The following is a 25669-nucleotide window of genomic DNA, read 5'->3' on the forward strand; positions in this document are numbered from 1 at the left end:
GCACCGGCGCCGGCGCCACGGTGCGCGGCTCCGGTCGTCATGCGCGCCGGTCGGGCGCCGCGGGCTCGGGGTCGAGGCCGCAGCCGCGCAGCAACAGCGCCACCAGGTGCTCGGTGGCCTGCGCATAGTCCTGCTGCTCCAGCTGGCTGACGCCGAGCACCGCGCATACCTGCGACTCGAAATCCGCATAGGTCTGCGTGGCCGCCCAGATCGTGAAGAACAGGTGCTGCGGATCGACCGGCGCCATCTGGCCGCGATCGATCCACTGCTGCACCACCGCGGCCTTGCGCGACACCAGTTCGCGCAGCACCTGCCGCAGGACCTCGCCGATCTCATGCGCGCCGTGCAGCAGTTCGTTGGCAAATACGCGCGATGCATCCGGATGACTGGCCGACAGCCGCATCTTGGCGCGGATGTATTGTTCCAGCGCCACCTGCGGCGGCAGCTCGGCGCGGATGATGTCGGTCTCCGACAGCCACAGCTGCAGCGTATGCGCCAGCACGGCGCGGTACAGCGCCTGCTTGGTGCGGAAGTAGTAATGCAGGTTGGACTTGGGCACGCCGGCGCGCACCGCGATCTCGGCCATGGTGGCGCCGGCAAAGCCCGCGCGCGCAAAGACATGCTCGGCCGCGTGCAGGATCATGGCCTGGTTCTCCTGCCGGATGCGCCCGCCCGGGGCATCGCACGCGGGCAGCGGGCGCCGCGCCGCGGCGCTGGCGTGCGTGTCCATCAGCGCGTGCCGTAGAGGCGGTCGCCAGCGTCGCCCAGCCCGGGCACGATATAGCCGTGCTCGTTGAGCGTGTCGTCGATGGCCGCGGTGACGATGCCGACCTCAGGGTGCGCCGCGCGCAGCGCGCGCAGCCCGGGGCGCGAGGCGATCAGGCACACGTATTTCATGGTGGTGACGCCGGCCTCTTTCAGGCGGTTCAGCGCGGCGATGGCCGAGTTGCCGGTGGCCAGCATCGGGTCCACCACGATCACCATGCGCTCGTGGATGTCTTCCGGCATCTTGAAGTAGTACTCGATCGGCTCCAGTGTCTCGGGGTCGCGGTACAGGCCGATATGCCCGACGCGCGCCGCCGGCAGCAGCTCCAGCATGCCGTCGATAAAGCCGTTGCCCGCGCGCAGGATCGACACCAGGCACAGCTTCTTGCCGGACAGCACCCGCGACTGCATCGGCGCGATCGGCGTGCGGATGGCGATGGTCTCCATGGCCAGGTCGCGCGTGGCTTCGTAGGTCAGCAACTGGCTGATTTCGCGCACCAGCCGGCGAAAGTTGTCGGTGGTGGTCTCCTCGCTGCGCGCCAGGGTGACCTTGTGCTGCACCAGCGGGTGGTTGACGACCAGCACGCCGGGCAGGCCGGCAGCATCGGCATCGAGTGGGTCAACAGCGGGAACAGCGGACATGTCGTTCATGGTGACGCTCCTGATGCCACGTTTCACATGCAATGCCTGCCAGCAACGTCGGCCGCCTGGCGGCCGACGTGCTCAGAACACGGTGCCGTCGCTGATGATGGCGAACGGCGGCGCGCCACCCGGGCGCCGCTTGGCGGCAATGCGGCGCCCCGCCGCCCAGGTGCCGCCTTCCAGCACGCGCGCCAGCGGGAAATTTTCTTCCTGCAAGCCAAGCGCCTGGCGCACGCCGTCGGCCACCAGGTCCAGGCCGGTCACCGTCAGCGCGCGCCATTCGACGATCACGGGCTCATCCACCGCATGCGGCACGGCGGCAAAGCCGGGGTCGCGCGGCACCATCAGCTCGAAGTCGTAGAGCAGGCCGCCGTTGCGGTATTCGGGCAGGCCCGTCAGCGCATCCAGCCCGGTCACGGTCAGGCCGGCGTCTTCCAGCGGCTCCAGCAGCGAATAGGTCAGCCATTGCGTGAGCTTGTGGAACGGCACCAGCCCGCCCGGCGCGGCCGGATGCCGCCAGCAGTCGCCCAGCGACACGCCTTCGACAATGATCCGCCCCGGCCATACCGGCCCCAGGCCGACCAGCAGCGTGCGCAGCAGGAAGCTGGCGTCGAGCTGCCCGTTGACCGCATGTGCCTTCAGGTAGTCGTACAGATTGCCCAGCCGCGCCGGCCGGCCGAACAGCGCCGGGGTCGCCTCCATCACCTCGCCGAGGCGGCGCAGCAGCCCGGCGCGGCCTTCCAGCCCCACCAGCGGGTTGTGCTGCGCGACCTGGAAGGCGTGGGCGATGCTGTCGGCATCGATGCGCTGCAGCCGCTCGGCGTCCGCGCGCAGCGGATCGCCCGGCGCGGCCGAGAAGCCGCCGCGCGCGAACAGGACGAAGCTGGCCACGCCAAGCCCTTCCGAGCGCGTCAGCACCAGGTCGCTGGCCGGATCGCGGTAACGCCAGTCAGGGCCGGCGCCGGCATCCAGCAGTACGCTTGGAATCACCAGGTCGATGCCGATGCGGGCGCGCTCCTCGCGGTGCTCGGGCCCGCTCAGCGCGGCACGCTCGCACAGCACCTGCCAGCGGTCCGCGCGCTGGTCGACGCCGCCGCTTTCAAAATGGCGCCAGCGGCTGTGGTACGGCACCTGCAGGTCCGGATAGCGCTGGCGGATGGTGCTGGCGACATAGTCGGCAATGGCATGCACGCGGTCCGGATGCCAGGTGAAAAGTTCGGACGCGCCGCTGGCCACGTGTTCGGTGACCGCCGCGCAATGCGTGCGCACCGCCTCGGCACACAGCAGCGCCGAAGCGGGGTGCCCTTCCGGCACCGGGCTCAGCCAGCCGGCACCCGGCCGCATCTCGTTACCTGTGCCCTGGCGGTCCATGCCGGGCTTGCCATCCTCGGGAAACATCGTCATTCGTTCAACCCCCTGCCCTTTGCCAGGGCCAGTTCGTTCGCATCCGGCGGCGTGTAGTGCGTAAAGTAGCCGGCGGCCACCTTGGCATCGATCTCGACACGGGCATCGGCGGGGATCAGGGCCTCGGGGATGGCCACCTGCTCGACCACCTCGATGCCCTGCGCCACCAGCGCGCCATGCTTCATGTTGCTCATCGACGCCCAGCGGTCGATGCGGCGGATGCCCAGCCAGTGGAACACATCCGGCATCAGCTCCTGGAAACGCATGTCCTGCACGCCTGCCACGCATTCGGTGCGGGCAAAGTAAGTCTCGGCGCGGTCGCCGCCCACCTGCCGCTTGCGGGCGTTGTAGACCAGGAACTTGGTCACCTCGCCCAGCGCGCGGCCCTCCTTGCGGTTGTAGACCACCAGCCCGACACCGCCCTGCTGCGCCATCTCGATGCACACCTCGATGCCATGTGCCAGATATGGCCGGCAGGTACAGATGTCTGACCCGAACACATCCGATCCGTTGCATTCATCGTGCACGCGGCACGCCACACGGGTCTCGGGCTTGCCCAGCTGGCTGACGTCGCCGAAGAAGTACAGCGTCATGCCGCCGATGGGCGGCAGGAACACCTTCAGGTCCGGCCGCGTCACCAGTTCCGGGAACATGCCGCCGGTCTGCTCGAACAGGCTGCGGCGCAGCACGCTTTCCTTGATGCCGAAACGGGCCGCCAGCCCGGGCAGGTACCAGACCGGGTCGACCGCCGCCTTGGTCACGCGCACGTCGCCATTGGCATGGAGGATGTCGCCATCGGGCTTGAGCCGGCCGGCCGCGATGGCCGAAAGCAGCTCCGGCATGTTGATATGCGCGCGGGTGACGGCAATGGTCGGGCGGATATCCACGCCGGCCGCGATGCGGTCGGCAAACACGGTGGAGACCAGGTGGCCCCAGGGATCCAGCGAAACTATTTTCTCCGGGTCGCCCCACTGCGGATGCGGGCCGATGGCCTCCGCCGGCGCGGTATCGGTCAGGTCGGTGCGATGGTCGCGCTGCAATGCGCCCGCGGCAACCGCCAGGGCCCGGTAGATGGCGTAGGCGCCAGCGTGAGTGCCGATCACATTGCGCTGCGCCGGATTCGCCAGGCTGGCGATGACCGGCCCGCGCTCGGCCGCCGTGGGGGCGCCCCAGTGGATAGGCTCGGCCGGCTTGTCGCGGCGTGCGTGCGAGGTGAGGACGATATGGTCGGACATGGCACCCTCGGTTCCCGATGGAATCCTGACCAAATGGTCAGGTTTACGATTCCATACTAGGCAACCTTCATGCCATCACCCAATGCCCGTTTACGCGAGTGTTGCTGCAATGTGTATGGCACCGAACCCAAGTCCGCGCGGGCGGCATGCACGCATGGCGTGCCGGCGGCGTGACATGGCGGGTGCACACGCACCAACAGGAAGCGGCCCACGGCCATGCTGGTGCGCCGCCGCCCGGGGCAGGCCGCACCACCGCTGCGCGGCAGTGCCTGCAAGCGTTACACGCTCGGCCGGCTGGCCGGGTCGCGGCCGTTGCCCAGCAGCGCACGCAGCGCCGCCAACGGCTGGGCGCTTTCGATGTAGCGATAGAACAGCGCGCCGGCCACATTGCTGAGTGCCCACGCGGCAACCATGCCGAGCGCGTTCAGCACCGGCTGGCCCGGCGCCAGGTTCGACACCAGCGCGTTGACCAGCAGGCAAACCGGAAAGTGAACCAGGAACACCGAATAGGAAATGCGCCCGAAGAAGCCGACCACGCGCGCCCGCGGCCAGCGCTCCAGCCAGCCGCCGCGGCGCGCCACCGCCAGCAGCAGCGCAGTGGCGAGCGCCACCGCGATGCGCAGCCGGAAATCCACCGCCAGCGCCGCCAGCGCCACCGCGCCGATGACCAGCAGCGGCAACACCGGGCGGCCGGGGTTGGAAGCCCAGTAGGCCAGCGCCCCCATGCCATAGGCGCCGAAGAAGTACACGGCCCAGATATCCCACGCGGCATCGCGGTTGAACCAGAACAGCGACGCCACCGCCACCAGTGCCACGATGCCGATGCTGGCCCCGGCACCCGCCGGCGCTTTCCCGCGCGCCACGGCGCGCGCGGCCCACAGCGTGCCTAGCAGCAGCGCAAACAGCTGCAGGTCGATGGCGACGTACCAGACCCCGGCAGAGAGCGCATCGACATCGAGCACGTTATGCAGCAGCGTCACGTGCGCCAGGAACTGCAGCAGGCCGGGCGGCGCGGGGATCGAGTCGTGCACCATCCATTGGCGCGCCAGGGCGGCACCGGCAATGCTGAGCAGCAGCGCCGCCGCAAAGGGCAGCACCAGCTTCTGGTAGCGCCGCCACAGCACCAGCAGCGGATGCTGGCTGATCTCCAGCCGGCCATGCGGCGCCAGGCTGCGCGCGGCGAGGAAACCGCTGACCACCAGGAAGACCTGCACGGCGATTCGCGCGTAGTCGTACAGCCAGTCCACCAGCCCCGGGGCCAGCCGATACGCGGTATCGGACATCGGGCCATAGAAGGCCAGGTGATGGAGCACGATCAACTGGGCGCTGACCGCTTTCAGGGCGTCGATGCACGGCAGGCGCGACGGACGGGGGCTCATTGTTATAGGAATGTTTCAATTGCCACGGAAGGCGCGATTCTACCTGCTTGCACCGACTCTAATATGGCGCATACGCCACTACCTATGGATTCGTTACACACTGCCCCCGCTTGTTGCGAGTTTGCACGCACATGGCTTCATGTCTTAACTAGCAGCGCCTCTAAAGATCTCCCCCGCCAGGTCGCCACTACATTTGACCAGCCTCCCGCGCCGGCCCTTATGCGCCGGTAGCCTAAGCTAGAGGCAGGATTGCCACCTGGGGCCCGCTTATGCAACACCGCACGCTCTTCCCCCGCACCGGTCACGCCTTCCGTTGCGGCTTAGCTGAGTGCTCCCTCATCGCCCTTCTGGCCGCGGCCTTGGCGGGATGCGAGGGAGTCCCGCGGGATACCGCAGCAACACCGCCACCGCCCCGTCAGCCGATTACGTCCAGCGACGACGTGTACCCCGCCCCGACCACGGTGCGCGACACGCGACCTGCGGCGCGCACTCCGTAGGCGGCATTTGCCGGCCGCGCCCCAGCAACCGCGGCCTGATTAGCCGGCCGAGCGCTGCAAGCGCATCGATACCGAAAAGCTGTCTGCGGGATGCACCGTGACCGAGACTTCAAACGTCTCGCCCGCCGCATCCATATAGCGGCGCACGATCTTCAGCGCGGCAGCGCCAGGCTCCAGCCTGAGCGCGTCAGCGACGCGCCGGTCGCCGACGGCAACCGCGCGCACATCCTGGTAGATCTCGGCGATCTGTCGGTCATAGCGTGACTCGATCAGCGCGCTGACCAGCGTGTCGGGCGACTCCCGCACCATGTCGCCGATCTCCGCATAGGCAGGGTCCACGTAGACATCGGTCCACGCCATCGGTGTGCCGTCCTTACCGCCATCCATGCGCAGGCTGGAGATGCGCAGCCAACGCGCACCGGGCGCGCAGCCGATTTCCGCCGCGACGGCGGCAGGCGCGGCGACCTCCTCGACCGACTGCACCACGCGCAGGTGCTCCGCACCGAACTGCACCAGGTCATCCACCGACGCCAGCGACGGCCGGAACACCGGCCGCGGCCTGGCCGATTCCACCCGCGTGCCCACGTTCTTGCGCCGCGACACCAGTCCCAGCTGCTGCAACTCCTGCAGCACCGCACGGATGGTGTAGCGGCTGGCCTGGTACTGCCCGCACAGCTCGAATTCGGTGGGCAGCAGCGATCCGACCGCGTAGCGGCCGGTGGTGATCCCCTCGATAAGTTGCCTGCTGATCTCTGCTGGATTGGATTTGTTCATGACCGCCTGCCGCGTCACAACCATTGGACGCGGGTTAACCCTCATTTGCTAAATATGTTCGAACATATTTAATGCTGAATATGTTCGAACATATTACCGGACTGCCCCTTTCCCCTCAAGGTAGCACCATGACCCTGTTCTCTGCCCCCACCGCCAGCACCGTCGTTGATTCCATCCTGTTCCGCGATGCCTTCGGCACCGCCAAGATGCGCCAGATTTTCTCCGATGTGGCGCTGATCCAGCGCTATATCGACGTCGAGGTCGGGCTCGCCAGGGCCGAGGCCAGGGTCGGCGTGATCCCGGCGGAAGCAGCCGAGGTCATCGCCCGCGAATCGCGCCTGCAGCGCATCGACTTCGACCACATGCGCGAGGAGACCGACATTGTCGGCTATCCGATCCTGCCGCTGGTGCACCAGCTGGTGGCGATGTGCGGCGAGGCCGGGCGCTACGTGCACTGGGGCGCCACCACGCAAGACATCATGGACACCGCGGTCGCGCTGCAGGTGCGCGACGCGCTCGACAGCATCGACGCCGATATTCGCGAACTGCGCGGCATCCTGGCCGACCTGGCAGTGAAGCATCGCGACACCCCGATGGCGGGCCGCACCCACCTGCAGCAGGCGCTGCCGGTCACCTTCGGCTACAAGGTGGCGATCTGGCTGGCCATGTTCGACCGCCACCAGCAGCGCCTGGCAGAACTGCGCCCGCGCGTGGCCGTGGTTGAATTCGCCGGCGCCGCCGGCACGCTGGCGTCGCTGGGCGGACAAGGCGACAACAAGGGCTTCGCCGTGCAGGAGGCACTGGCTGAAGAACTGGGACTGGGCGTTCCCGCCACCACCTGGCACGTGGCGCGCGACGGCTTTGCCGAGGCAGTGAACCTGCTCGCACTGATCACCGGCTCGCTCGGCAAGATCGCGCTCGACATCATGATCATGGCGTCGACCGAGTTCGCCGAGGTCTACGAGCCCTTCGTCAAGGGCCGTGGCGCCAGCAGCACCATGCCGCAGAAGCGCAACCCGATCTCCAGCGAGCTGATGCTGGCGGCCTCCAAGGCGGTGCGCCAGCACGCCGGCCTGATGGTCGACGCGATGGTGCAGGACTTCGAGCGCGCCACCGGCCCCTGGCATGCGGAATGGATCGCCATCCCCGAGAGCTTCATCCTGAGCGCCGGCGCGCTGCACCAGGCCAAGTTCGCGCTCGGCGGCCTGGTCGTCGATGAAGCCCGCATGAAGCACAACCTGGGCATCTCCAACGGCCTGATCGTGGCCGAGGCCGTGATGATGGGCATGGCGCCGCATATCGGCCGCCAGCAGGCGCACGACGTGGTCTACGACGCCTGCCGCACCGTCAACGAACACGGCGGCACGCTGGCCGACGCGCTCGCCGCGCTGCCAGAGGTCACCCAACACTTTGACCGCGCCGCCATCGACCGCATGACCGACCCGGTCAACTACCTCGGCCTCGCGCCGCAGATGGTCGACCGCGCCATCGCCTTGTCCAAGCAATCCGCAGCCTGAAACCGCAGACCAGTCGCCCGGCATGCCGCTGAACAAGGCGCAGGCGATCTGCCATCACAAGTACACCGACACAGGAGACAAACCCCATGAACCCCATCAGCAAGCTGGCCGCGTGCGCGGCACTGGCCATCGCCACGGCGGCGGCCGCTACCCCAGCGTTCGCCCAGGCCTGGCCGACCAAGCCGATCACCTGGATCGTCCCGTTCGCCGCCGGCGGCCCGACCGACGCGCTGGCGCGCACCATTGCCGAGCGCGTCTCGCGCGAGGTCGGCCAGTCGATCATCATCGAGAACTCGCCGGGCGCCGGCGGCACCGTCGGCGCAGCCAAGGCGGCGCGCGCGCCGGCTGACGGCTACACCATGCTGGTGGGGCACATGGGCTACATGGGCGCGGCCCCCGCGCTGTACAAGAAGCTGCCCTACGATCCGGTCAAGGATTTTGCGCCGGTGTTCCGCTTCCCGGATACGCCGATGGTGCTGATGGTGCGCAAGGACCATCCCGCCAAGGACGTGCGCGCGCTGGTCGAGTACGGCAAGAAAAACCCGGGCAAGCTCAATATCAGCAACGCCGGCATGGGCTCCACCTCGCACCTGGTGGCAGCGCTGTTCGCCGCGTCGGCGGGTATGCAGGTGTCGCTGGTGCCGTACAAGGGCGCCGGCCCCGCGCTGATCGACGTGATCGGCGGGCAGGTGGATGGCATGTTCGACCAGACCAATACCGCGCTGCCGCAGATCACCGAGTCCAAGGTGCGGCCGCTGGCGGTGACCTCGGCCACCCGCGTGGCGCAGCTCAAGGATGTGCCCACGCTGGCGGAGTCGGGGCTGCCCGGCTTTGAAGCCAGCACGTGGTATGGCATCTACGCGCCCAAGGGCACGCCGCAGGCCGTGGTCGACAAGATGCAGCAGGCCTACCTGAAGGTGATGAGCGACAAGGCCTTCACCGGCAAGATGACCGCCCAGGCAATCCAGATGCTGCCGCCTGAGCAATACACCGCCGCGGCGCTGGGCAAGCACACCCAGTCCGAGATCACCCGCTGGAAGACCGTGGCGGCCAAGGCCAACATCTCGCTGGACTGAGCACCATGTCCGGATTGCGCGTAGAACACGACGCCTTCGGGCCGGTCGACATCCCCGCCGACCGCTACTGGGGCGCCCAGACGCAGCGCGCACTGGGGATCTTCGAGGTCGGGGAAGAGCGCTTCCCCGCCTGCCTGGTCCACGCCTTCGGCGCGCACAAGATGGCGGCGGCCGGGGCCAACCTGCGCTGCGGCGTGCTGGACGCCACCATCGCCGAGGCGATCATCGCCGCCGCGGCCGAGTTGCGCAGCGGCCAGTTCGACAGCCATTTTCCGCTGACCATCTGGCAGACCGGCTCGGGCACGCAGACCAATATGAACGCCAACGAGGTCATCGCCAACCGCGCCAACGAGCGGCTGGGCCAGGCCCTGGGCACGCGCGCGCCGGTGCACCCGAACGACCACGTCAACGCGTCGCAGTCTTCCAACGACAGTTTCCCGACCGTCATGCACATGACCGCCGCGCTGGAACTGGAAGACCGCCTGCTGCCCGCGCTGGCGCTGCTGCGCGACACCCTGCGCGAGCGCGCCCATGCCTTTGCCGACGTGCTCAAGATCGCGCGCACGCACCTGATGGATGCCGTGCCCATGACCATGGGCCAGGCCTTCGACGGCTTCACCGCCCAGGTCGATCACGCCATCGAGCGCGTGCGCGACGCCCTGCCCCGCATGCTGTTGCTGCCGCAGGGCGGCACCGCGGCCGGCACCGGCCTGAACGCGCCGGCGGGCTTCGCCCAGGCGTTTTGCGCGGAAGCCAGCCAGCTGACGGGCCTCGCCTTCCGCCCCAACCCGTGCAAGGTCGAGGGCATGGCCGCGCACGATGCACTGGTCGAGCTGTCCGGCGTGCTCAACGTGATCGCCGTCTCCTTCACCAAGATCGCCAACGACCTGCGCTGGCTCGGCTCGGGCCCGCGCTGCGGGCTCGGCGAGATGCTGATCCCCGACGACGGCCTGACCTCGTCGATCATGCCCGGCAAGCGCAACCCGACCATCGCCGAGGTGATGGTGCAGGCCGCCATGCAGGTAGCCGGCAATCACGTCACGGTGACGATGGCCGGCGCCTCCGGCAGCTTTGAACTGAACGTGGCCAAGCCGGTGCTGATCTACAACGTGCTGCAGTCGGTGCGCGTGCTGGCCGACAGTGCGCGGGTGTTTGCGCAACGGCTGGTGCAGGGGCTGGTCCCCAACCATGATCAGCTGGCACGCAACCTGGACAGTCCGCTGCTTGCGGTGACCGCGCTCAACCCGGTGCTGGGCTACGACCGTGCGGCGCAGATCACGACGCTTGCCGTTGCGAAGGGAATTTCGCCGCGGGAAGCGGCGATTGCGCTGGGATTGCTGAGCGGCGAGGAGTTTGACCGGCTCGTGAACCCGATGCGTCTGGCGAAGGGGAACCCATAGGCATCAACCGCTGCGGCGATACTCACGGTCGCGAAATTGCTGATCACTTAGCCGTCTGCTTTCGGCCATCAAGCGCGCAGACTGCGCGCCTTGACCTGGTTGTCCTCGAACACGTCGTCCAGGGTGTTGATCGGGTCGCACGGTACGCCGGCGGCCTCCAGGTCGCTGATCCACTGGACGCGGGTGCGCGGGCGTACCACCTCGGCCAGGATCGGCACCAGCACGTCGCGGTTGGCCACGCGCTGCGGGTTGGTGGCGAAGCGCGGGTCGTCGGCCAACTCGGGCTTGCCGCCATCGGTGACGAACTTGCGGAACTGCCCGACGTTGCCCACCGCCACGATGATCCAGCCGTCAGTGGCTTGGCGCCATTGTCGTGTCCGCCCCGTGCCGGGAATGGAACGATTTGAGACTCGAGGCGGAGGTCGTGCCGCGGCTGCTGCCGCAGGGGCCGCTGTTCTAAGGTCTGTTCACATTTTCACGAAGCGTCCAAACGCACTGGCAAGGCCAGATAGCTAACGGCAGGCTTGTCGTATCGAGTGGCAACGCGCCGCGGCCTGACAACTCCTCATCGAGGTGGTTTGCTGCTTTGCAGATCCGCTATTGCCAAACGGAGAGTCAACGACGCATGATCGCCGCGATCGAATCGACGCGGGTTCTGTCACAGGCCAATGCGATGCCGTCTGCAAACACCGGCTGCGCCAGCCGTGTCAGCACATCACCCGGAGGCGCCTCTACCACCAGCCTGGCGCCATTGGCGCGGGCCAGCAGCATGGCTTCATGCCAGCGCACCGGCGTCGCCATGTTCTGCGCGAGATCCTCAGCGATCTTGCGTGGATCGCGCAGTTCGCGCGCCTTGCTCGCACTGAAGTAGCGCAGCGTAGGCGCCGACATCGCCACCCCCTGCATGGCTTCGCCCAGGGAGCGCGCGGCGTCAGCCAGCAGCGGACAGTGCGACGGGACGTGGATGGCGACCGGTCTGGCGGCCTGCGCGCCAGCCGCTAGCGCCAGTGTCGACACTTCCGCCAGCGCCGACAGCTTGCCCGCGATCACAATCTGCGTGGGGGCGTTGAAATTGGCCAGGTACACCGGTTGCTGCGGCGTGCAGACCTGCGCAACCAGCGGTTCGAGCCGGTTCCGGTCCAGGCCGAGGATCGCCGTCATGCCATAGCCATGGGGAAAGGCCTGCGCCATCAACTCCCCGCGCAAGCGCACTAGTCGCAACGCATCGGCAAAGGCCAGCACACCTGCGGTCACCGCCGCCGCATAGGCGCCGATGGAGAGGCCGGCCACCGCGTCGGCGCGGGCGTCATGCGCGGCCAGGCAGCGCGCCATGGCCACGCCTGCCGTCAGCAGGCAAAGCTGGGTCCATACCGTGGACTGCAGGCGTGTCGGCGTATCCATCTCCGCCGCCGGCACCTGCAGCACGTCTTGCGCCTCGGCCAGCACCGCTGCCACCGCGGCATGCGCCGGCAGGTCCTTCAGCATGCCGGGCCGCTGTGTGCCTTGGCCGGGGAAGGTAAGCAGGACATTCATGCCGTGGGTTGCCAGGGATCGTCGCACAGCCGCGGGCCGTGATCCGTCTTCAGCAGCACCTTGCCGCCGCTGCGCAGGCGTTCCAGCAGTGAAAAGCCGCCAAACGGCGTCGCGACCTGTATGTCGAGCCTGGCCGGCGCGGCGCGCTGCAGCTCGGCCAGCAGGTCCAGATGCGGGGCCGGGAGGGGTTGGACGGCCTGCACGACGAGGTCAAGGTCGCTGTCGGCACGCAGCACGCTGTGCAGACAGGCGAGCGAGAAGCCGGCGCTGCCCGTCACGCCCCACCGGATACCGGCGGCGTCGAGCCAGTCGGCTATGCCCTCGAGCGCGAGGATTGCTGGCAAGGTCGCCAGCTCCGGCCGCCGCCGCCATGAACGCTGCGCGGCCAGGTCCATCGGCGTGACGATCTTGCGGATCGCCGCGGGCGTGATCCAGGTGCCGAAGCGTTCCGCGCGCGTACCGCCGCGCAAGCCGACGGGGACTGCGCCAGGCCGGCGGCCGTCGCGCCGCACGACCAGCGGGATCTCGCGCAGCGCTGGCAGGCAGACCCATTCCGGCAAGGCGTCGCGGCCCAGGTCGCTTGCCGGATCGCCCAGCCAGACCAGGTCGTGTGGCGCGGGCGTCGCAGTGTTCAGGCTTGCCATTGCCGCGACAGGCAGTCACGCACCGCAGCCGACGCCTTGCGGTTTGCGCCCGCCAGCCGGCCGGACAGTCCGTGCGTCGGGTCGCGTCGTATCTCCGCCAGCGCGCAGAGGATGGTGTCGCGCGCCAGGTGCACATCGGCCGGCACCGGGGCGCTGGCCGACTCGACGTCGATCAGCCGCCACAGGATGCCCAGCGTGGCGAAGTTTTCGATGTCGTAGGCCATCGGCGGAACCGTCGACGCCAGCGCTTCGAGGTCCTCGACTGTGCGCATGGTGACCCTGGCGGCGGCCTCCTTGCCCATCGCATGCACCAGCACGCCCTCGTCATTGAGCGCGATGATGCGGTTGGCCTGGTAGCCGTGCGCGAGGAAGGCTCCCGACATGGCGCGCCCGACGATCAGCGCCACCACCGGATGGCCGGCCAGGCGCGCCGCGGCATAGGCAGCGACAGCGCCGGCCAGCGCCTGGTGGATGCCGAGCGCTTCTTCGCGCCGGCCGTACGCCTGGCTGGGGGTATCGACGATCGCCACGATGGCGCGCTTGACCGGCAATTCGCGGTCCGCTTCGATCGCTTCGCGCACCGCGCGCGCCAGCGACCAGCCTTCGAGCAGACCGGCCTCGCCATTACGTGCCCGCGGGAAGCGGCTGTCGGCGTCAGGCACCAGCGCGATCCAGCGAACCGCGGTCCCCGCCAGTTCGCCGTCGGCAACAAGCACTGAGTCCGGCAGACCCAGCTGGATCTGCGCCGCGGGCGCCAGTGCCTGCAGCCAGCGTTCACCACGGCTGGATTCGCGCGCGGTAGCGGTTTGGGTTGGTGAGTTCATGCGTCGGTCCCCCGTTGCAACAGCGCCTGCACATCGGCCGGCGTGGGCTGCGCACTGGCGTCGTACGCCTGCAGCGCGGCCAGGTATTGGGCGTATTGTTCACTGCGATGGCTTCCCGCAACCGGGCCGCGCACCAGTTCGGCGACCTGCCTGCGCATTGCACTGCAGTCGTCAGCGACATACGCTTCAGCGAAGCCGGTGGCAACGCGCTGCGTGCCGCCGGTGAAGCTCCAGATAAGGGGCCGGTCACGCGAGTCGTACTCGGCGATGCCCGCCTCCTGCTCGATCACGGCCGGGCCGTTCAGGCCAAGGCGCCCTTCCTGCGTCATCACCAGCGCGGTACACAGGCCCGCGGCAATCGACATGCCGCCGAAGCAGCCCACCTGCCCCGCGATCACGCCGACTACCGGCTGGTAGCGGCGCAGGTCGACGATGGCCGCATGGATCTCGGCAATCGCAGCCAGGCCGAGATTGGCTTCCTGCAGGCGCACGCCGCCGGTTTCCAGCAGCAGCACTGCGCGCGTCGGTTCACCGCGGCGGTTGTCCTCGGCGGCCAGCTCCAGTGCACCGGCAATCTTGGCGCCGCCGACTTCGCCCATGCTGCCGCCCTGGAAGGCGCCTTCGATGGCCAGCACCACCACCGGCATCCCGTCGATGCGCCCCTTGGCGACCACCACGCCGTCATCGCTCTGCGGCACCACACCCTGCGGCGGCAGCCACGGCGACTGCAGGCCGTCGAACGGGCCCGCCAATTCACGGAAGCTGCCCGGGTCCAGCAACGCACGCGCGCGCTCGCGTGCCCCCAGTTCGATAAAGCTGTTGCGCGCCAGCAGTTCCGCCGTGTTCATGCGCCCTCTCCTGGTTGCGGGTCACCCAGCGCCTCGAAGGCCTCCGCCAGGCGCATGCCCACCACGCCCGGCGTGGCGCCGAAATCGTGGATGCGGATCTGCATCGACGCGCGCGGCTCGGCGGCAAAGACGCGCGAGAGCTGCGCATCCCAGACACGGCCATAGCCATTGACCGAGGTGGTGACCTCAACCGTGGTCACGCCGCCACTGCCGGGCTCGACCAGCACCTCGAGGTCGCCCGACCCCACCACGCCCACCAGCACGCGCGCCTTGGCAGGCTGCCCCGCCGGAAATTCAAATCGCAGTTGTTCCATCAAAGTCCCCTGAATTGTTGCCCATCGAGCCCTGCGACAGCCGGTCGAGGAAGATCGTCGCGGCCAGCAAGTCCGCCGCGCCGCCCGGCGAGGCGCGCTGCGCCAGCATGCCGGCGTCCAGGCTGCGCAGGTGCCGCCGTCCCGCCACCGTGCCCACGCCACCGGCGGCGAGCACCGCCTTTGCGCCGGTCTGCATGTAGTCCAGGCCCTTGCGCCCCGACCTCGCCAGCACGCAGGTATCGTCCAGCTCGCTCATCAGCGCCAGCAGCGCATTGAGGCGTGCCGTGGATTCGGTGTCGCCGCGCGCGCGGCTGCGTTGCAGTGCCGGCAGCGCCAACCGCATCACGTGAGGGAAACCTGCCCGTGCCTGCGCCCGCGCACCGCCAACCCCGTACGCCAGGCAGGCGAGTTCGCCCTTGTTGCCGGTGACCGCGGGCCGGTGCCGATCCGCCAGCGTGGCGATGGCGCCGGCCGTGGCGCTGATCGCGGCGGCACTGGCGGGATGCCCGGCGGCGCCGACCTGTCCCGCGGCGCCGACCAGCAAGCCGATGCACCAGATCGCGCCGCGATGCGTATTGACACCGCCGGTGGCGGCCAGCATCACCGCCTCGGCCTCGCGACCGAGCGCGCCCAGTTGCTCGCGCAGCCCATACCCGACGCGCGGCGCCTGCAGGCCGGCATCGGCCATCGCCGCGAACGACGGGCCCAGCGACTGCGCCGAGCGCAGCATCAGCGGCAATGTCAGGTCGGCATGTGCGCCGCTGCCACGGCTGTCGACCAGGCCAGGCTTGGGCGACAGGCGTGCTTCTTCCACGATCGCGCTGACCGCAAGGCCAGCGAGTGCCTGGGCGCGGGGAGCGGCCGCCGGCTGGTGCCGGTGCTGCGCCGGCGTGTGCAGGATCCTTGCTGCTGCGCTCGCCATTACCAGCTCCGGAAGCGGGCCGGCGGCGCGTACAGCCCACCGGACCAGTCCACCAGTTCGGCCATGCTCTTGGCCGCCAGCAGGCTGCGCGTGGCCTGGCTGCGCTGCACACCCAGGTCTTCAGGCAGCGCGATCAGGCCGTCGCTTCGCATCCGGCGCGTGGTGGCAGGATCATGCTTCATGCCGATCGGCGTGACACCGGCCACCGCGGCAATCATCCGGCGCCGCTCTTCCAGCGATTGCGCCTTGTACAGGTAGGCGATGCCTTCCTCGGTCAGCACGTGCGTGACGTCGTCGCCGTAGATCATCACCGGCGCCAGCGGCATGCCGCTTTCGCGCGCGACGTCGACCGCGTCCATCGACTCCACGAAGGTGGGCTTGCCGCCCGCCTGGAAGGTCTCGACCATCTGCACCACCAGCTTGCGCCCGCGCGCGAGCGGGTCGTCGGTCTCGATCAGGTCCAGCCACGCCGGCGTCGGATGGCGGCGCCCGCCCGGGTTGTGGCCCATGTTGGGTGCGCCGCCAAAGCCGGAAAGCCGCCCGCGCGTCACCGTGGACGAATGGCCGTCGCCGTCGATCTGCAGGGTCGATCCGATGAACAAGTCCACCGCGTACTGGCCGGCAAGCTGGCAGAACGCGCGGTTCGAACGCATCGAACCATCCGCACCGGTAAAGAAGACATCCGGCCGCGCGGCGACATAGCCCTCCATGCCCAGTTCGCTGCCAAAGCTGTGCACGCTCTCGACCCAGCCGGTCTCGATGGCGGGGATCAGCGTCGGATGCGGGTTGAGGGTCCAATACTTGCAGATCTTGCCCTTCAGACCCAGCGACTCGCCGTAGGTGGGCAGGATCAGCTCGATCGCCGCGGTGTTGAAGCCGATGCCATGGTTGAGCGACTGCACCTGGTGGCGCTCGTAGATGCCGCGGATCGCCATCATTGCCATCAGCACGTGGACCGGCTTGATCAGGCGGGGGTCGCGGGTAAAGAGTGGCTCGCAGAAGAATGGCTTGTCGGCCTGCACCACGTAGTCGATCCAGGAGCCGGGCACGTCGACACGCGGCAGGCCGGTGGGGTCGTCGACGATCTCGTTGACTTGCGCAATGACCAGGCCGTCGCGGAAGGCCGCCGCCTCCACCAGTGCCGGCGTGTCCTCGGTGCTGGGGCCGGTGTAGAGGTTGCCCTCGCGGTCGGCCTTGTAGCCGGCGATCAGCACGACGTTGGGGACCAGGTCCACATACAGCCGCGCATAAAGCTCGATATAGGTGTGGATCGCGCCCACTTCGAGCTGGCCGTCCTCCAGGAACTGCGAGATGCGGATGCTCTGCGCGCCGGCGTACGAGAAATCCAGCTTGCGCGCGATGCCGCGCTCGAACAGGTCCAGGTGTTCCACCCGGCTGACGCTCGGGATGATCATGTGGAGTGCATTCACACGAGCCGGATCGACCTGTGCCAGCGAGCGCGACAGAAAGTCGGCCTGCTTCTGGTTGTTGCCCTCCAGCACCACGCGGTCGCCCGGAAGCAGCACTGCCTCCAGGAAGGGCACGATATCGCTGGTCGGCACCAGCTTGCCCTGGGCAATGGCGGCGGCGTTCTGCTTGCGGCGCGCCTTGGCTTCCCTGCGGGTGTTCCATTGGCGGCCTGTGCTGGTGGTGGTCATCGCATCTCCGGGCTGACGTCTGTCTGATGTGCCCACCTTAAACAGGCGGCGCTCACCGAACAATCACGTTGGGCGGAGAACCATTACGCTGGCCGGAAGCAAGGCCTGAAGCGCGGCCGAACGCAGCCTCGGCGTCCTATTGCTCCGCGTCGCGCATGGCCATGCGGCACACCGCGGCCAGCGCCAGCAGGTTGGGATCGCGCTCGCGGCGGCGCAGGAAGCTCAGGCCGATGGTCTGCTTGATGTCGTATTCGCCGGCCAGTGGCACGAACGCCACGTTGCGCGAATACACCCCTTTCACCCGCCCTGGCAAAAGCGTGTAGCCGATGCCACCGCCCACCAGGTTCATCAATGAAAAGATATCGCCGACTTTCATCACCACGTTTGGCGTGAATTGGGCAATACGGAAGGCCTCGACAAAGCCGTGATAGGTGACAAAGCCCTCGCTCAGCGCCACGAACGGCTCGTCGCGGCAGGCTCGCAGGTCGACCGCCGGCATCGAGGCGTAGGGCGAGTCGGCAGGCGCCGCAAAGAAGATATCGTCCTCGAACAGCGGGATCGACTCGATCTCCGGATCGGGCTCGGGCACGGCCATCAACGTGGCATCGATCGAGCCCTGCTTGAGTTTGTGCAGAAGGTCCGCATTGGAGCCCAGCACCAGTTCAGTCTGCATTTCCGGGCGCCGCAGCTTCAACCCGATCACGATCTTGGGCACGGTCTGGACCGTCAGCGAGTAGAGCGAGCCGATCTTGAGCTGGTCGGCCGAATAGCCGGCGGCCTCGCGCGTGGCGCGGATGCCGTCGGCCATGGCCTTGAGCACTTCCCTTGCCGTATCCGCCAGCACATAGGCGGCGTCAGTCGGGATCAGGTTGCGGCCCTCATGCCGGAACAGCGCACAACTCGTACCCTCCTCCAGCGAATGCAGGGCACGGTGCACGCTGACCGTGCTGGTGTCGAGGATCTCGGCCGCCTTCGCCAGGTTGCCGGATTCCATGAACGCCAGCAGGGCTTCGAGTTTGCGGAAGGTGATCTCTTCGCCAATGCGGATTCTCATGGTTCTGGGAGCTGGAGTGATGTCCAATTCCTATCTTAGCTTCGTGGCGGCGGCTTCGCTCGGCTATCTGGCTTGGCCGAGTTGCTCCAGGATCGTCGGGTTCTCAAGCGTCGAGGTGTCCTGCGTGATCTCTTCCCCCTTGGCCAGCGACCGCAGCAGGCGCCGCATGATCTTGCCCGAGCGCGTCTTGGGCAGGTTGTCGCCAAAGCGGATGTCCCTGGGCTTGGCAATCGGGCCGATCTCCTTGCCGACCCAGTTGCGCAATTCCGTCGCGATCCTGACGGCCTCTTCGCCAGTCGGACGCGAACGCTTCAGCACGACGAAGGCGCAGATGGCCTCGCCGGTCATGTCGTCGGGGCGGCCCACCACGGCGGCTTCGGCCACCAGCGGGTTGGACACCAGCGCCGACTCGATCTCCATCGTGCCCATGCGGTGGCCAGACACGTTCAGCACGTCGTCGATGCGGCCCATGATGGTGAAGTAGCCGGTGTCCTTGTCGCGGATCGAGCCGTCGCCGGCCAGGTAGAGCTTGCCGCCGAGCTCATCGGGGAAGTAGCTCTTCCTGAAGCGCTCCGGATCGCCCCAGATGGTGCGGATCATGGCCGGCCACGGGCGCTTGACCACCAGGATGCCGCCGTTGCCGTTGGGCACGTCATGGCCGGTCTCGTCGACGATGGCCGCCATGATGCCCGGCAGCGGCAGCGTGCACGAACCCGGCACCAGCGGCGTCGCGCCCGGCAGCGGCGTGATCATGTGGCCGCCGGTCTCGGTCTGCCAGAAGGTGTCGACGATCGGGCAGCGCTCGTTGCCGATGTTCTTGTAGTACCACATCCACGCTTCCGGATTGATCGGCTCGCCCACGGTGCCGAGCAGGCGCAGGCTGGACAGGTCGTACTGCTTCGGGTGGATCTTCTCGTCGGCCTCGGCGGCCTTGATCAGCGAGCGGATCGCGGTCGGCGCGGTGTAGAAGATGCTGACCTTGTGGCGCGCGATCATGTCCCAGAAGCGGCCGGCGTGCGGGTAGGTCGGCACGCCTTCGAACACCACCTGGGTGGCGCCGGCGGCCAGCGGACCGTAGGCGATATAGGTGTGGCCAGTGACCCAGCCGATATCGGCAGTACACCAGAACAGGTCATCGGGCTTGATGTCGAAGCTCCACTTCATCGTCATCAGCGCCCACAGCAGGTAGCCGCCGGTGCTGTGCTGCACGCCCTTGGGCTTGCCGGTGGAGCCGGAGGTGTAGAGCACGAACAGCGGATGCTCGGCGCTCACCGGCTCGGCCTCGCAGGTATCCGGCCGGCCGGCGCAGACATCGTCCATCCAGCGGTCGCGGCCTTCGGTCCAGGCAACCTTGCCGCCGGTGCGGCGGTAGACGATCACGCTCTTGACGGCCTCGCAGCCGCCCAGCGCCAGCGCATCGTCGGCAATCGCCTTCAGCGGCAGGGCCTTGCCGCCGCGCATCTGCTCGTCGGCAGTAATCAGCGCCACCGCGCCCACGTCCACCAGCCGCTCCTGCAGCGACTTGGCCGAGAAGCCGCCGAACACGACCGAGTGCGTGGCGCCCAGGCGTGCGCAGGCCTGCATTGCGACCACGCCCTCGACCGACATCGGCATATAGATCACCACGCGGTCGCCCTTCCTGATGCCCAACGCCTTCAGGCCGTTGGCAAGGCGGCACACCTTGCCGTGCAGCTCGCGGTAGGTGACGCGCGTCACGGTGCCATCGTCGGCCTCGAACACGATCGCGACCTTGTCGGCATTGCCGTTCTGCAGGTTGCGGTCCAGACAGTTGTACGACGCGTTGAGCTCGCCGTCCTCGAACCACTTGTAGAACGGCGCGTTGCTCTCGTCCAGCACCTTGGTGAAGGGCTTGTTCCAGTGCAGCAGCTCGCGCGCATGGCGGGCCCAGAAGCCTGCGTAGTCGCGCTCGGCTTCGTCGCACAGGGCGCGGTAGGCCTCCATGCTGGGGATGGCGGCCGGCCTGGCCGGGGATGGCACATGCACAATGGCCTGCGGCGCCTGCATGGTGGATTCGAGCAATTTCATAGTTTCGAGTCTGGTGTAGGCGATGGAAGGAACTCAGAGCACAACAAAGATAAACCACAGCACGACCGGCGCAATCACGGTCACCAGCGCGCCATAGACCATCAGCTTGCGGAAGAAGGCCTGTCGGTCCACGCCCTGTGCGTTGGCCAGTACCAGCGCACCGTTGGTCGAAAACGGGCTCACATCCACGATCGTCGAAGACACCGCCATCGCCGCGATAAAGCCGATCGCGCTGACGTCGGAGCCTTGCTGCAGGAACGGCACGGCTAGCGGAATCAGCGAGCCGAGCACCGCGGTCGACGACGCAAACGCCGACACCACCGCGCCCACGAAGCACAGCAGCAGCGCCGCCATCAGCGGCGAGGTCAGGTGGGCCACGCTGTGGCCGACGAAATCGATCGTGCCCATCTTGTCCATCACGCCCACGTAGGTGCTGACGCCGACGATCAGCATGATCTCGGGCCACGATACCTGGCTCAGCGCGCGCTTCTGCAGCTCCGGCGCCATCAGCGTGAGCAGAAGCGCGATGGTCAGCGAAACGAAGCCGATATCGAGCTTGAAGTAAAGCGTCAGGACGGCCAGAGCCGCCAGGCCGGCCACGGTCAGGTACTGGTAGAGTCCGGCCGGCGTCTCGGCGGTGCTGGCGCCATTGCCCTCGAGCATCGATCCGCGGTCGCGTGCCATCGTCTTCCGCTCTTCCATGCCGGCCTCGGCCTCGGCATCGCCATAGATCTGCGCGCCCTGTGCCGGCACGGTGTGTGCGCCGAAGGGATGGCCCATGGCCAGCACACCGTCAGCGGCCGCCTGCGGCGCTGCCACCGCTGGCGCCGATTGCCGCATCAGGCGCAGGCCGCCGAATGCGACGAACAGTCCCGCGGCCACGGCAAGGTTGACACCCAGGCTGGCAAAGGCCGTCGCCATCTCGTTCAGCGGCAGGCCTGCCTTCTGCACGATCTTGTTGGTGATGCCGCCATAGATGCTGATCGGCGAGAAGCCGCCGCCCTGCGCACCGTGGATCACCATCAGGCCCATCAGCAGCGGGTTGATGCCGTAGCGCGCGGCGAACCCCAGCGCGATCGGCGCTATGATTGCGACCGCTGCCGGGCTGACCGCGCCGACCGAGGTCAGCACCGCCGCGATCATGAACATGATCCACGGGATAGCCGCGATCCGGCCGCCCACGGCGCGTACCGCAAGCCTCACCAGCCAGTCGATGGTGCCATTGTTCTGCGCCACTGCGAACAGGTATGTGATGCCGACCAGCGTCAGGAACAGGTCGGCGGGGAATCCGGCCAGGATTGACTTGGCCGGCATGGCGGCAACCAGCGTGCCGACCAGGAATGCGCCGACAAAGGCCAGCGCGCCCATGTTGATGGGCAGGACCGTGGCGATGACGAACATCAGCCCCAGGACAGAGATGGAAATCAGGTGTTGCGACATAGCGGCTCCGTCGCGGAAGGCGCGCCGGGGCGCCCATCGCTTGGTAGGAATGACGTGGGATTGGTTTTCGGCTGGAACTGCCGAAGGTGATGCGCCGCTACGGCAAGGTGTGGAAGGGGTAGGCCGTCACATGCGTCTCCTTGGTGGATATGGCCTCGCTTGAATACTTCAAGTCGGCGCCATTTTTGAGTCTTGCTTTTGAGCCAAGAATAAGGTGGCGGACAATGAGCATCAATTAAGGTGCGGGGGCAATCCTTACGGAGACCGGAATAGCATTGGGAGGGCGAGACTGATCGCAAGAGACGAGTGGCGAGACGGTCGCACGACCTTTGTGCCCGGCAACCAGGCTTGACGCGGGTCTATTTGACGCCCCTCCTTTATGCCACGCATGGGTCCTGCACCACCGTTCCGGCCGAGCGCGGCCAGTGCCAGACCATCGACCTGACCGACAAGATCGCGCAGATCGATTTTCGCGCGGGCCTTCGGGCGACGGTTCCATCCTGCTGCGTGCCAATCCGATGGCGGTGGTGCCGAAGGGCGTCGGGCACAAGCCCTGTGCAAACGCAGAGGTGAAGCTGCTGCTGGTCGAGCCGCGAGGTGTGGTGAACACGGGCGACGACGCCGCGAATTTGCTCGATGACGCTTGCAAACTCATTCGCGCGGGCCTCTTCAATCTGGGCTTCCGACGCCTGCTTCTGCACAATCAGTTGCTGATCAAACGTAAAATCAAGGATGGCTCACGTTACCCGCCGGCGATCAACGCGACATGAAGGACGGAGTTTTGTCAGACTGGTGGTGAATAGTGGGCCTCCCGTGAGTCGAACACGGCACCAACGGATTATGAGTCCGCTGCTCTAACCAGGCATGAGCTAGAGGCCCAATTGGAAGGGGGTAAAGCCGTCAGCAAAAAGTTCGTCGGCCTCAGCTTTTCTCAGCAGTACCCCCATCTTGCATCATTCGGCTGGTTGGCGACATCGCGTTACCAGCCGAGGCAAGGATCACGCCGACGCTTCAGGCGACGCTACAGCCGGAACCACTTTCTTCGCCGAAGCCTGTTTCTTCGTCACAGATTTCACTGCGACCGCCTTCGGGCCTGCTTTCGCGGCGACCTTGCCCTTAGTACCGGGGGCGGCCTTTTTCGCGACTGCTTTCGTTACGGCAGCTTTATTGCCCGTGGCCTTCTTGGCGCCTGCAGCCTTGGCCTTCTTCGCCAAGAGTTTGTCCTTTGCGGCTTGCTTTTCAAAGCGGGCCGCGGCCTTTGCGGCTTCCACGGCCTGGGCAACCTCGCGCTTAGCCGCTTCAATTGCCTTCTTCGTGTCGGCGCGCAGCTTCAGCAAGCGCTTCTTCGCTGCCTGTGCCTCGCGGGCAAGCACGCTGGCCTTTTTCGTTGGCACGGCCACCTTCTTTGCGGCAGGTTTGCCCTTGGCAGTTGCACTTACCCGTGTCGTTTTAGTTGCTGCGACCATGTTTGGTTATTCATAGTTGTGAGTGAAGCGCGGAGTATAACCGCACGAGTGGCATTACATAATAGAGATCAGTTTCTTCTTTATGTTGCGTCCAAGCGCGATCAGTCGGCGGCCGAGATGCTGCCCCCTCTTCCGCAGCGCTTTCTCATTGGTATGTGGTACGTTCGCCAACTCAATCAGAGAAGCTCAGAGTGCTACGATTCCTCGCCGCTTCCCTCCTCATTGCACTGGCCACCCCAACCTATGTGACAAAATGCCGGAACGGCAAGAGCATCCTGTATACGCAAGATCGATGCTGCCCATCGGGGTACACCGACATCACGACGGCAGCGGGCGGAACATTCGATCATCGGGAAAAGCGCCCAAGTCATGCAACAGGAGAATGAATTCCTTCAGCGCCGCGCCGCCGAGAGCAGCCAATATCAGGTGCAGGTCGCCCATGCTCAGGTCGCAGAAGCACAGATGCGGGCAAGCAACGCAGCGCCATGTTCATCGCTGGCGAGCCAGGCGCGATCACTCGAATCCGCCATGCGACAACCGAACGGCCCGCAATGGCTCGACAACTTGCAGCAGCAACCTCGCAGCGTCCGCGATCTCCAATGCCGAAACAGATCCTAATCGTGTAGGACTGAAGCCGTGGCGACGCGAGGAAATGTCACAAATATTCCGTCGGGCAGAACAGATGTCCGGAAGGAAACGAAACGGGGGGCGCGCGATAAATGGCGCCGTTATCGCGCCTTATCGCCGAGTCCCGGAAATGCCGGCCTCACGTTTATCCCGGCCCCCGCGCGCTGCGGCTAACTGTTGCTTGCCAGAGATGGCGGAAGCGCACCGGCGGTAGCCGGCTGTGGAATCCACCGGTCGATGCAACACACAAAAGGCCGTGTGAGCGGGAGTGTTGCAAATGAAACAAAGACGGCGGATCTACTACACGGAAAGCCAGAAGGCGTTGATGTAGGAGCGCTGGCGAAAAGGTGAAACGCTTCATCAGATTGCCCGGCTGTTCGATCGGAACCACTCGTCGGTACAGGGGATTCTTGCGGAAACAGGCGGAATACAGCCAACACAACGACACCGCTCCAGGCTGGCGTTGACGCTTGCCGAGCCAGCACGTTGTGCGCACCGGCCTTGGTATCACCGATCAGCGCGCGCCAGCTGTCCACCAGCGACAGCAGGTGCCGCTTGACCTCGCTGAACTCGTCGCGGCCGCGCACCACCCTGTGCAGGCCGAGGTCGCCGGCATTGATGCGCTCGACGATTCCGGCCACCTCGCGCACGTCCTTGCGCATGCCGCGGCTGAAACCGATGAACAGGTAGAACGCGATCGCCGCCGTGACCAGTCCCACACCTGCGAGCAGCGCAAACTGCCGCTTCTGCGCAGCGATGCGCTGTGTCAGCATTGCGCCGGCGATGCCGGAGAATTCCTTGTTGGTCGCCAGCACGCCGTTGATCGCCGCGGTCGCCTCATCGAAATACGCCTTGGCCTCGATGTCGATGCCGCTCGATCCTAGCATCCGCACCTTCAGCGTGCGGTGGAAGTTGTCCATCGCGGCCAGGTTAGCCAGCGCCGCATCTACCTGCGACTGGTAGGCAGGCGCGCTGTGGCGTACGCGTGCAATGTCGCGCCGCACCGCTTCCAGCCCGTCGCGGATCTGCTCGGCCAGCGCGCCAAGGTCGGCCTGCTGCGCCGCGTCGGCATAGCCGCCCTGCGCAATGATGCCGGCGCCACGGCCGCGAGCCAGCGCGCTCTGCTCGGCCAGCCTGGGCATTGGGCCTACCAACAGGCTGATCAGGTAGTACGAGGCGGCTTCGCCGTCCAGCGCCAGTTCGGAGCGGTCGGCCACGTCGCCGATGTAAAGCTGCGTCTGCCGGACCAGCGCGCTGTGCCGCTCGAACAGCGGCCCGGCTGGGGAGTTCAGGCGCAGCTCGCGGATCTGTTGCCAGGCCGTCTCCAGCTTGCGCGCTCCGGCATCGAGGTCGAAGGCGGGGTTTTCCACGGTGGTCTGGATCAACTGCGCCAGGTTGGCGGCAGCCTTGTTGTCCGCGCCATCGAAGGTCGGGCGGAACCTCGCATTGCCCGCCAGCACCGCATTGACGGCGCCGCGACGCACCTGGGTCTCGCGCATGAAGTCGAGCGCGTGCCCGACGATGGCAAGGCCGCGCATTTCACTATCGGAGACACGGATCGAATGCGCGGAAGCGCTCAGCACGACATACATCGCGCCACATAG

Annotated in this window: 24 protein-coding genes, 1 tRNA gene and 2 pseudogenes; 7 read left to right on the plus strand and 20 right to left on the minus strand. The window is 67.0% G+C overall.

Annotated features, from left to right (window positions below):
- Nucleotides 1–37: 37 nt before the first annotated feature.
- The 6 genes from ACW4E8_RS27180 to ACW4E8_RS27205 form a co-directional block, all read right to left on the minus strand.
- On the minus strand, nucleotides 38–730 hold the full coding sequence (locus ACW4E8_RS27180; protein WP_456807340.1) for a TetR family transcriptional regulator C-terminal domain-containing protein: 693 nt from the start codon (nucleotides 728–730) through the stop codon (nucleotides 38–40).
- Nucleotides 730–1416: a uracil phosphoribosyltransferase gene (gene upp, locus ACW4E8_RS27185; RefSeq protein WP_456807341.1), complete on the minus strand. Its 687-nt coding sequence runs from the start codon at nucleotides 1414–1416 to the stop codon at nucleotides 730–732. The genes ACW4E8_RS27180 and upp overlap by 1 nt, the downstream gene beginning before the upstream one ends.
- Nucleotides 1417–1488: 72 nt before the next feature.
- Nucleotides 1489–2811: a URC4/urg3 family protein gene (locus ACW4E8_RS27190; RefSeq protein WP_456807342.1), complete on the minus strand. Its 1323-nt coding sequence runs from the start codon at nucleotides 2809–2811 to the stop codon at nucleotides 1489–1491.
- On the minus strand, nucleotides 2808–4046 hold the full coding sequence (locus tag ACW4E8_RS27195; protein WP_456807343.1) for a GTP cyclohydrolase II: 1239 nt from the start codon (nucleotides 4044–4046) through the stop codon (nucleotides 2808–2810). The genes ACW4E8_RS27190 and ACW4E8_RS27195 overlap by 4 nt, the downstream gene beginning before the upstream one ends.
- Before the next feature lie 278 nt (nucleotides 4047–4324).
- Nucleotides 4325–5425: an acyltransferase family protein gene (locus ACW4E8_RS27200; RefSeq protein WP_456807344.1), complete on the minus strand. Its 1101-nt coding sequence runs from the start codon at nucleotides 5423–5425 to the stop codon at nucleotides 4325–4327.
- Between the two features lie 536 nt (nucleotides 5426–5961).
- Complete coding sequence (locus ACW4E8_RS27205; RefSeq protein WP_456807345.1) at nucleotides 5962–6696, minus strand: GntR family transcriptional regulator; 735 nt, start codon at nucleotides 6694–6696, stop codon at nucleotides 5962–5964.
- Nucleotides 6697–6824: 128 nt separating this feature from the next.
- Between ACW4E8_RS27205 and ACW4E8_RS27210 the strand changes: the two genes are divergently transcribed.
- The 3 genes from ACW4E8_RS27210 (at nucleotide 6825) to ACW4E8_RS27220 (ending at nucleotide 10689) form a co-directional block, all read left to right on the plus strand.
- Entirely contained in the window at nucleotides 6825–8213 is a 1389-nt protein-coding gene (locus ACW4E8_RS27210; protein ID WP_456807346.1) for a class-II fumarase/aspartase family protein, read from the plus strand.
- 86 nt (nucleotides 8214–8299) lie between these two features.
- Complete coding sequence (locus ACW4E8_RS27215; protein ID WP_456807347.1) at nucleotides 8300–9289, plus strand: tripartite tricarboxylate transporter substrate binding protein BugD; 990 nt, start codon at nucleotides 8300–8302, stop codon at nucleotides 9287–9289.
- Nucleotides 9290–9294: 5 nt separating this feature from the next.
- Nucleotides 9295–10689, plus strand: a complete 1395-nt coding sequence (locus ACW4E8_RS27220) for a class II fumarate hydratase (protein ID WP_456807348.1) — start codon at nucleotides 9295–9297, stop codon at nucleotides 10687–10689.
- Between the two features lie 74 nt (nucleotides 10690–10763).
- Here ACW4E8_RS27220 and ACW4E8_RS27225 read toward each other — a convergent pair.
- The 11 genes and pseudogenes from ACW4E8_RS27225 to ACW4E8_RS27275 all read right to left on the minus strand — a co-directional run.
- Nucleotides 10764–11123: pseudogene (locus ACW4E8_RS27225) on the minus strand (CoA transferase); the annotation flags it as partial.
- Between the two features lie 181 nt (nucleotides 11124–11304).
- Nucleotides 11305–12222, minus strand: a complete 918-nt coding sequence (mdcH, locus tag ACW4E8_RS27230; protein WP_456807349.1) for a malonate decarboxylase subunit epsilon — start codon at nucleotides 12220–12222, stop codon at nucleotides 11305–11307.
- On the minus strand, nucleotides 12219–12866 hold the full coding sequence (locus ACW4E8_RS27235) for a malonate decarboxylase holo-ACP synthase (protein ID WP_456807350.1): 648 nt from the start codon (nucleotides 12864–12866) through the stop codon (nucleotides 12219–12221). Before ACW4E8_RS27235 ends, mdcH begins: the two co-directional genes overlap by 4 nt.
- Nucleotides 12854–13690 carry a biotin-independent malonate decarboxylase subunit gamma gene (gene mdcE, locus ACW4E8_RS27240; RefSeq protein WP_456807351.1) on the minus strand — a complete coding sequence of 279 codons (837 nt, stop codon included), beginning with the start codon at nucleotides 13688–13690 and terminating at the stop codon, nucleotides 12854–12856. Before mdcE ends, ACW4E8_RS27235 begins: the two co-directional genes overlap by 13 nt.
- Nucleotides 13687–14538, minus strand: a complete 852-nt coding sequence (locus tag ACW4E8_RS27245; protein ID WP_456807352.1) for a biotin-independent malonate decarboxylase subunit beta — start codon at nucleotides 14536–14538, stop codon at nucleotides 13687–13689. The genes mdcE and ACW4E8_RS27245 overlap by 4 nt, the downstream gene beginning before the upstream one ends.
- The gene (locus ACW4E8_RS27250) at nucleotides 14535–14852 is read right to left on the minus strand and encodes a malonate decarboxylase subunit delta (RefSeq protein WP_456807353.1); all 318 of its coding nucleotides are present in this window, start codon (nucleotides 14850–14852) and stop codon (nucleotides 14535–14537) included. The genes ACW4E8_RS27245 and ACW4E8_RS27250 overlap by 4 nt, the downstream gene beginning before the upstream one ends.
- The gene (locus tag ACW4E8_RS27255; RefSeq protein ID WP_456807354.1) at nucleotides 14833–15774 is read right to left on the minus strand and encodes a triphosphoribosyl-dephospho-CoA synthase; all 942 of its coding nucleotides are present in this window, start codon (nucleotides 15772–15774) and stop codon (nucleotides 14833–14835) included. Before ACW4E8_RS27255 ends, ACW4E8_RS27250 begins: the two co-directional genes overlap by 20 nt.
- Entirely contained in the window at nucleotides 15774–17432 is a 1659-nt protein-coding gene (mdcA, locus tag ACW4E8_RS27260; protein WP_456807355.1) for a malonate decarboxylase subunit alpha, read from the minus strand. Before mdcA ends, ACW4E8_RS27255 begins: the two co-directional genes overlap by 1 nt.
- A gap of 136 nt (nucleotides 17433–17568) precedes the next feature.
- Nucleotides 17569–18486 carry a LysR family transcriptional regulator gene (locus ACW4E8_RS27265; RefSeq protein WP_018314869.1) on the minus strand — a complete coding sequence of 306 codons (918 nt, stop codon included), beginning with the start codon at nucleotides 18484–18486 and terminating at the stop codon, nucleotides 17569–17571.
- 63 nt (nucleotides 18487–18549) lie between these two features.
- Nucleotides 18550–20532 (minus strand): acetate--CoA ligase, encoded by a 1983-nt coding sequence (gene acs / locus ACW4E8_RS27270; RefSeq protein ID WP_456807356.1) that lies wholly within the window; start codon nucleotides 20530–20532, stop codon nucleotides 18550–18552.
- A 33-nt stretch (nucleotides 20533–20565) separates the two neighbouring features.
- Nucleotides 20566–21972, minus strand: coding sequence for an SLC13 family permease (locus ACW4E8_RS27275; RefSeq protein ID WP_456807357.1), 1407 nt, complete (start codon nucleotides 21970–21972; stop codon nucleotides 20566–20568).
- Nucleotides 21973–22397: 425 nt separating this feature from the next.
- On the opposite strand from ACW4E8_RS27275, the gene ACW4E8_RS27280 reads away from it, so the two are divergent.
- The gene (locus ACW4E8_RS27280) at nucleotides 22398–22742 is read left to right on the plus strand and encodes a hypothetical protein (RefSeq protein ID WP_456807358.1); all 345 of its coding nucleotides are present in this window, start codon (nucleotides 22398–22400) and stop codon (nucleotides 22740–22742) included.
- Between the two features lie 33 nt (nucleotides 22743–22775).
- Here ACW4E8_RS27280 and ACW4E8_RS27285 read toward each other — a convergent pair.
- The 3 genes from ACW4E8_RS27285 to ACW4E8_RS27295 form a co-directional block, all read right to left on the minus strand.
- Nucleotides 22776–22851: transfer RNA gene (locus ACW4E8_RS27285), tRNA-Ile, on the minus strand.
- A 119-nt stretch (nucleotides 22852–22970) separates the two neighbouring features.
- Complete coding sequence (locus ACW4E8_RS27290) at nucleotides 22971–23438, minus strand: fumarate hydratase (protein WP_456807359.1); 468 nt, start codon at nucleotides 23436–23438, stop codon at nucleotides 22971–22973.
- 318 nt (nucleotides 23439–23756) lie between these two features.
- Nucleotides 23757–23879: a hypothetical protein gene (locus tag ACW4E8_RS27295; protein ID WP_456807360.1), complete on the minus strand. Its 123-nt coding sequence runs from the start codon at nucleotides 23877–23879 to the stop codon at nucleotides 23757–23759.
- 463 nt (nucleotides 23880–24342) lie between these two features.
- On the opposite strand from ACW4E8_RS27295, the pseudogene ACW4E8_RS27300 reads away from it, so the two are divergent.
- From ACW4E8_RS27300 to ACW4E8_RS27310, 3 genes and pseudogenes are all read left to right on the plus strand, one after another.
- Nucleotides 24343–24543 (plus strand): annotated as a pseudogene (locus ACW4E8_RS27300) (IS30 family transposase); the annotation flags it as partial.
- Between the two features lie 70 nt (nucleotides 24544–24613).
- Entirely contained in the window at nucleotides 24614–24949 is a 336-nt protein-coding gene (locus ACW4E8_RS27305; RefSeq protein ID WP_456807361.1) for a hypothetical protein, read from the plus strand.
- Nucleotides 24950–24970: 21 nt separating this feature from the next.
- A complete protein-coding gene (locus tag ACW4E8_RS27310; protein ID WP_456807362.1) occupies nucleotides 24971–25669 on the plus strand; it encodes a hypothetical protein in 699 nt (232 codons plus the stop codon).

This window comes from Cupriavidus sp. CP313 (assembly GCF_054072015.1).

What these genes read in the sequence shown, in the direction of transcription:
- ACW4E8_RS27180 (WP_456807340.1), bottom strand. Translation starts at nt 730, where the DNA reads ATGGACACGCACGCCAGCGCCGCGGCGCGGCGCCCGCTGCCCGCGTGC.
- upp (WP_456807341.1), bottom strand. Translation starts at nt 1,416, where the DNA reads ATGAACGACATGTCCGCTGTTCCCGCTGTTGACCCACTCGATGCCGAT.
- ACW4E8_RS27190 (WP_456807342.1), bottom strand. Translation starts at nt 2,811, where the DNA reads ATGACGATGTTTCCCGAGGATGGCAAGCCCGGCATGGACCGCCAGGGC.
- ACW4E8_RS27195 (WP_456807343.1), bottom strand. Translation starts at nt 4,046, where the DNA reads ATGTCCGACCATATCGTCCTCACCTCGCACGCACGCCGCGACAAGCCG.
- ACW4E8_RS27200 (WP_456807344.1), bottom strand. Translation starts at nt 5,425, where the DNA reads ATGAGCCCCCGTCCGTCGCGCCTGCCGTGCATCGACGCCCTGAAAGCG.
- ACW4E8_RS27205 (WP_456807345.1), bottom strand. Translation starts at nt 6,696, where the DNA reads ATGAACAAATCCAATCCAGCAGAGATCAGCAGGCAACTTATCGAGGGG.
- ACW4E8_RS27210 (WP_456807346.1), top strand. Translation starts at nt 6,825, where the DNA reads ATGACCCTGTTCTCTGCCCCCACCGCCAGCACCGTCGTTGATTCCATC.
- ACW4E8_RS27215 (WP_456807347.1), top strand. Translation starts at nt 8,300, where the DNA reads ATGAACCCCATCAGCAAGCTGGCCGCGTGCGCGGCACTGGCCATCGCC.
- ACW4E8_RS27220 (WP_456807348.1), top strand. Translation starts at nt 9,295, where the DNA reads ATGTCCGGATTGCGCGTAGAACACGACGCCTTCGGGCCGGTCGACATC.
- mdcH (WP_456807349.1), bottom strand. Translation starts at nt 12,222, where the DNA reads ATGAATGTCCTGCTTACCTTCCCCGGCCAAGGCACACAGCGGCCCGGC.
- ACW4E8_RS27235 (WP_456807350.1), bottom strand. Translation starts at nt 12,866, where the DNA reads ATGGCAAGCCTGAACACTGCGACGCCCGCGCCACACGACCTGGTCTGG.
- mdcE (WP_456807351.1), bottom strand. Translation starts at nt 13,690, where the DNA reads ATGAACTCACCAACCCAAACCGCTACCGCGCGCGAATCCAGCCGTGGT.
- ACW4E8_RS27245 (WP_456807352.1), bottom strand. Translation starts at nt 14,538, where the DNA reads ATGAACACGGCGGAACTGCTGGCGCGCAACAGCTTTATCGAACTGGGG.
- ACW4E8_RS27250 (WP_456807353.1), bottom strand. Translation starts at nt 14,852, where the DNA reads ATGGAACAACTGCGATTTGAATTTCCGGCGGGGCAGCCTGCCAAGGCG.
- ACW4E8_RS27255 (WP_456807354.1), bottom strand. Translation starts at nt 15,774, where the DNA reads ATGGCGAGCGCAGCAGCAAGGATCCTGCACACGCCGGCGCAGCACCGG.
- mdcA (WP_456807355.1), bottom strand. Translation starts at nt 17,432, where the DNA reads ATGACCACCACCAGCACAGGCCGCCAATGGAACACCCGCAGGGAAGCC.
- ACW4E8_RS27265 (WP_018314869.1), bottom strand. Translation starts at nt 18,486, where the DNA reads ATGAGAATCCGCATTGGCGAAGAGATCACCTTCCGCAAACTCGAAGCC.
- acs (WP_456807356.1), bottom strand. Translation starts at nt 20,532, where the DNA reads ATGAAATTGCTCGAATCCACCATGCAGGCGCCGCAGGCCATTGTGCAT.
- ACW4E8_RS27275 (WP_456807357.1), bottom strand. Translation starts at nt 21,972, where the DNA reads ATGTCGCAACACCTGATTTCCATCTCTGTCCTGGGGCTGATGTTCGTC.
- ACW4E8_RS27290 (WP_456807359.1), bottom strand. Translation starts at nt 23,438, where the DNA reads ATGGTCGCAGCAACTAAAACGACACGGGTAAGTGCAACTGCCAAGGGC.
- ACW4E8_RS27295 (WP_456807360.1), bottom strand. Translation starts at nt 23,879, where the DNA reads ATGGGCGACCTGCACCTGATATTGGCTGCTCTCGGCGGCGCGGCGCTG.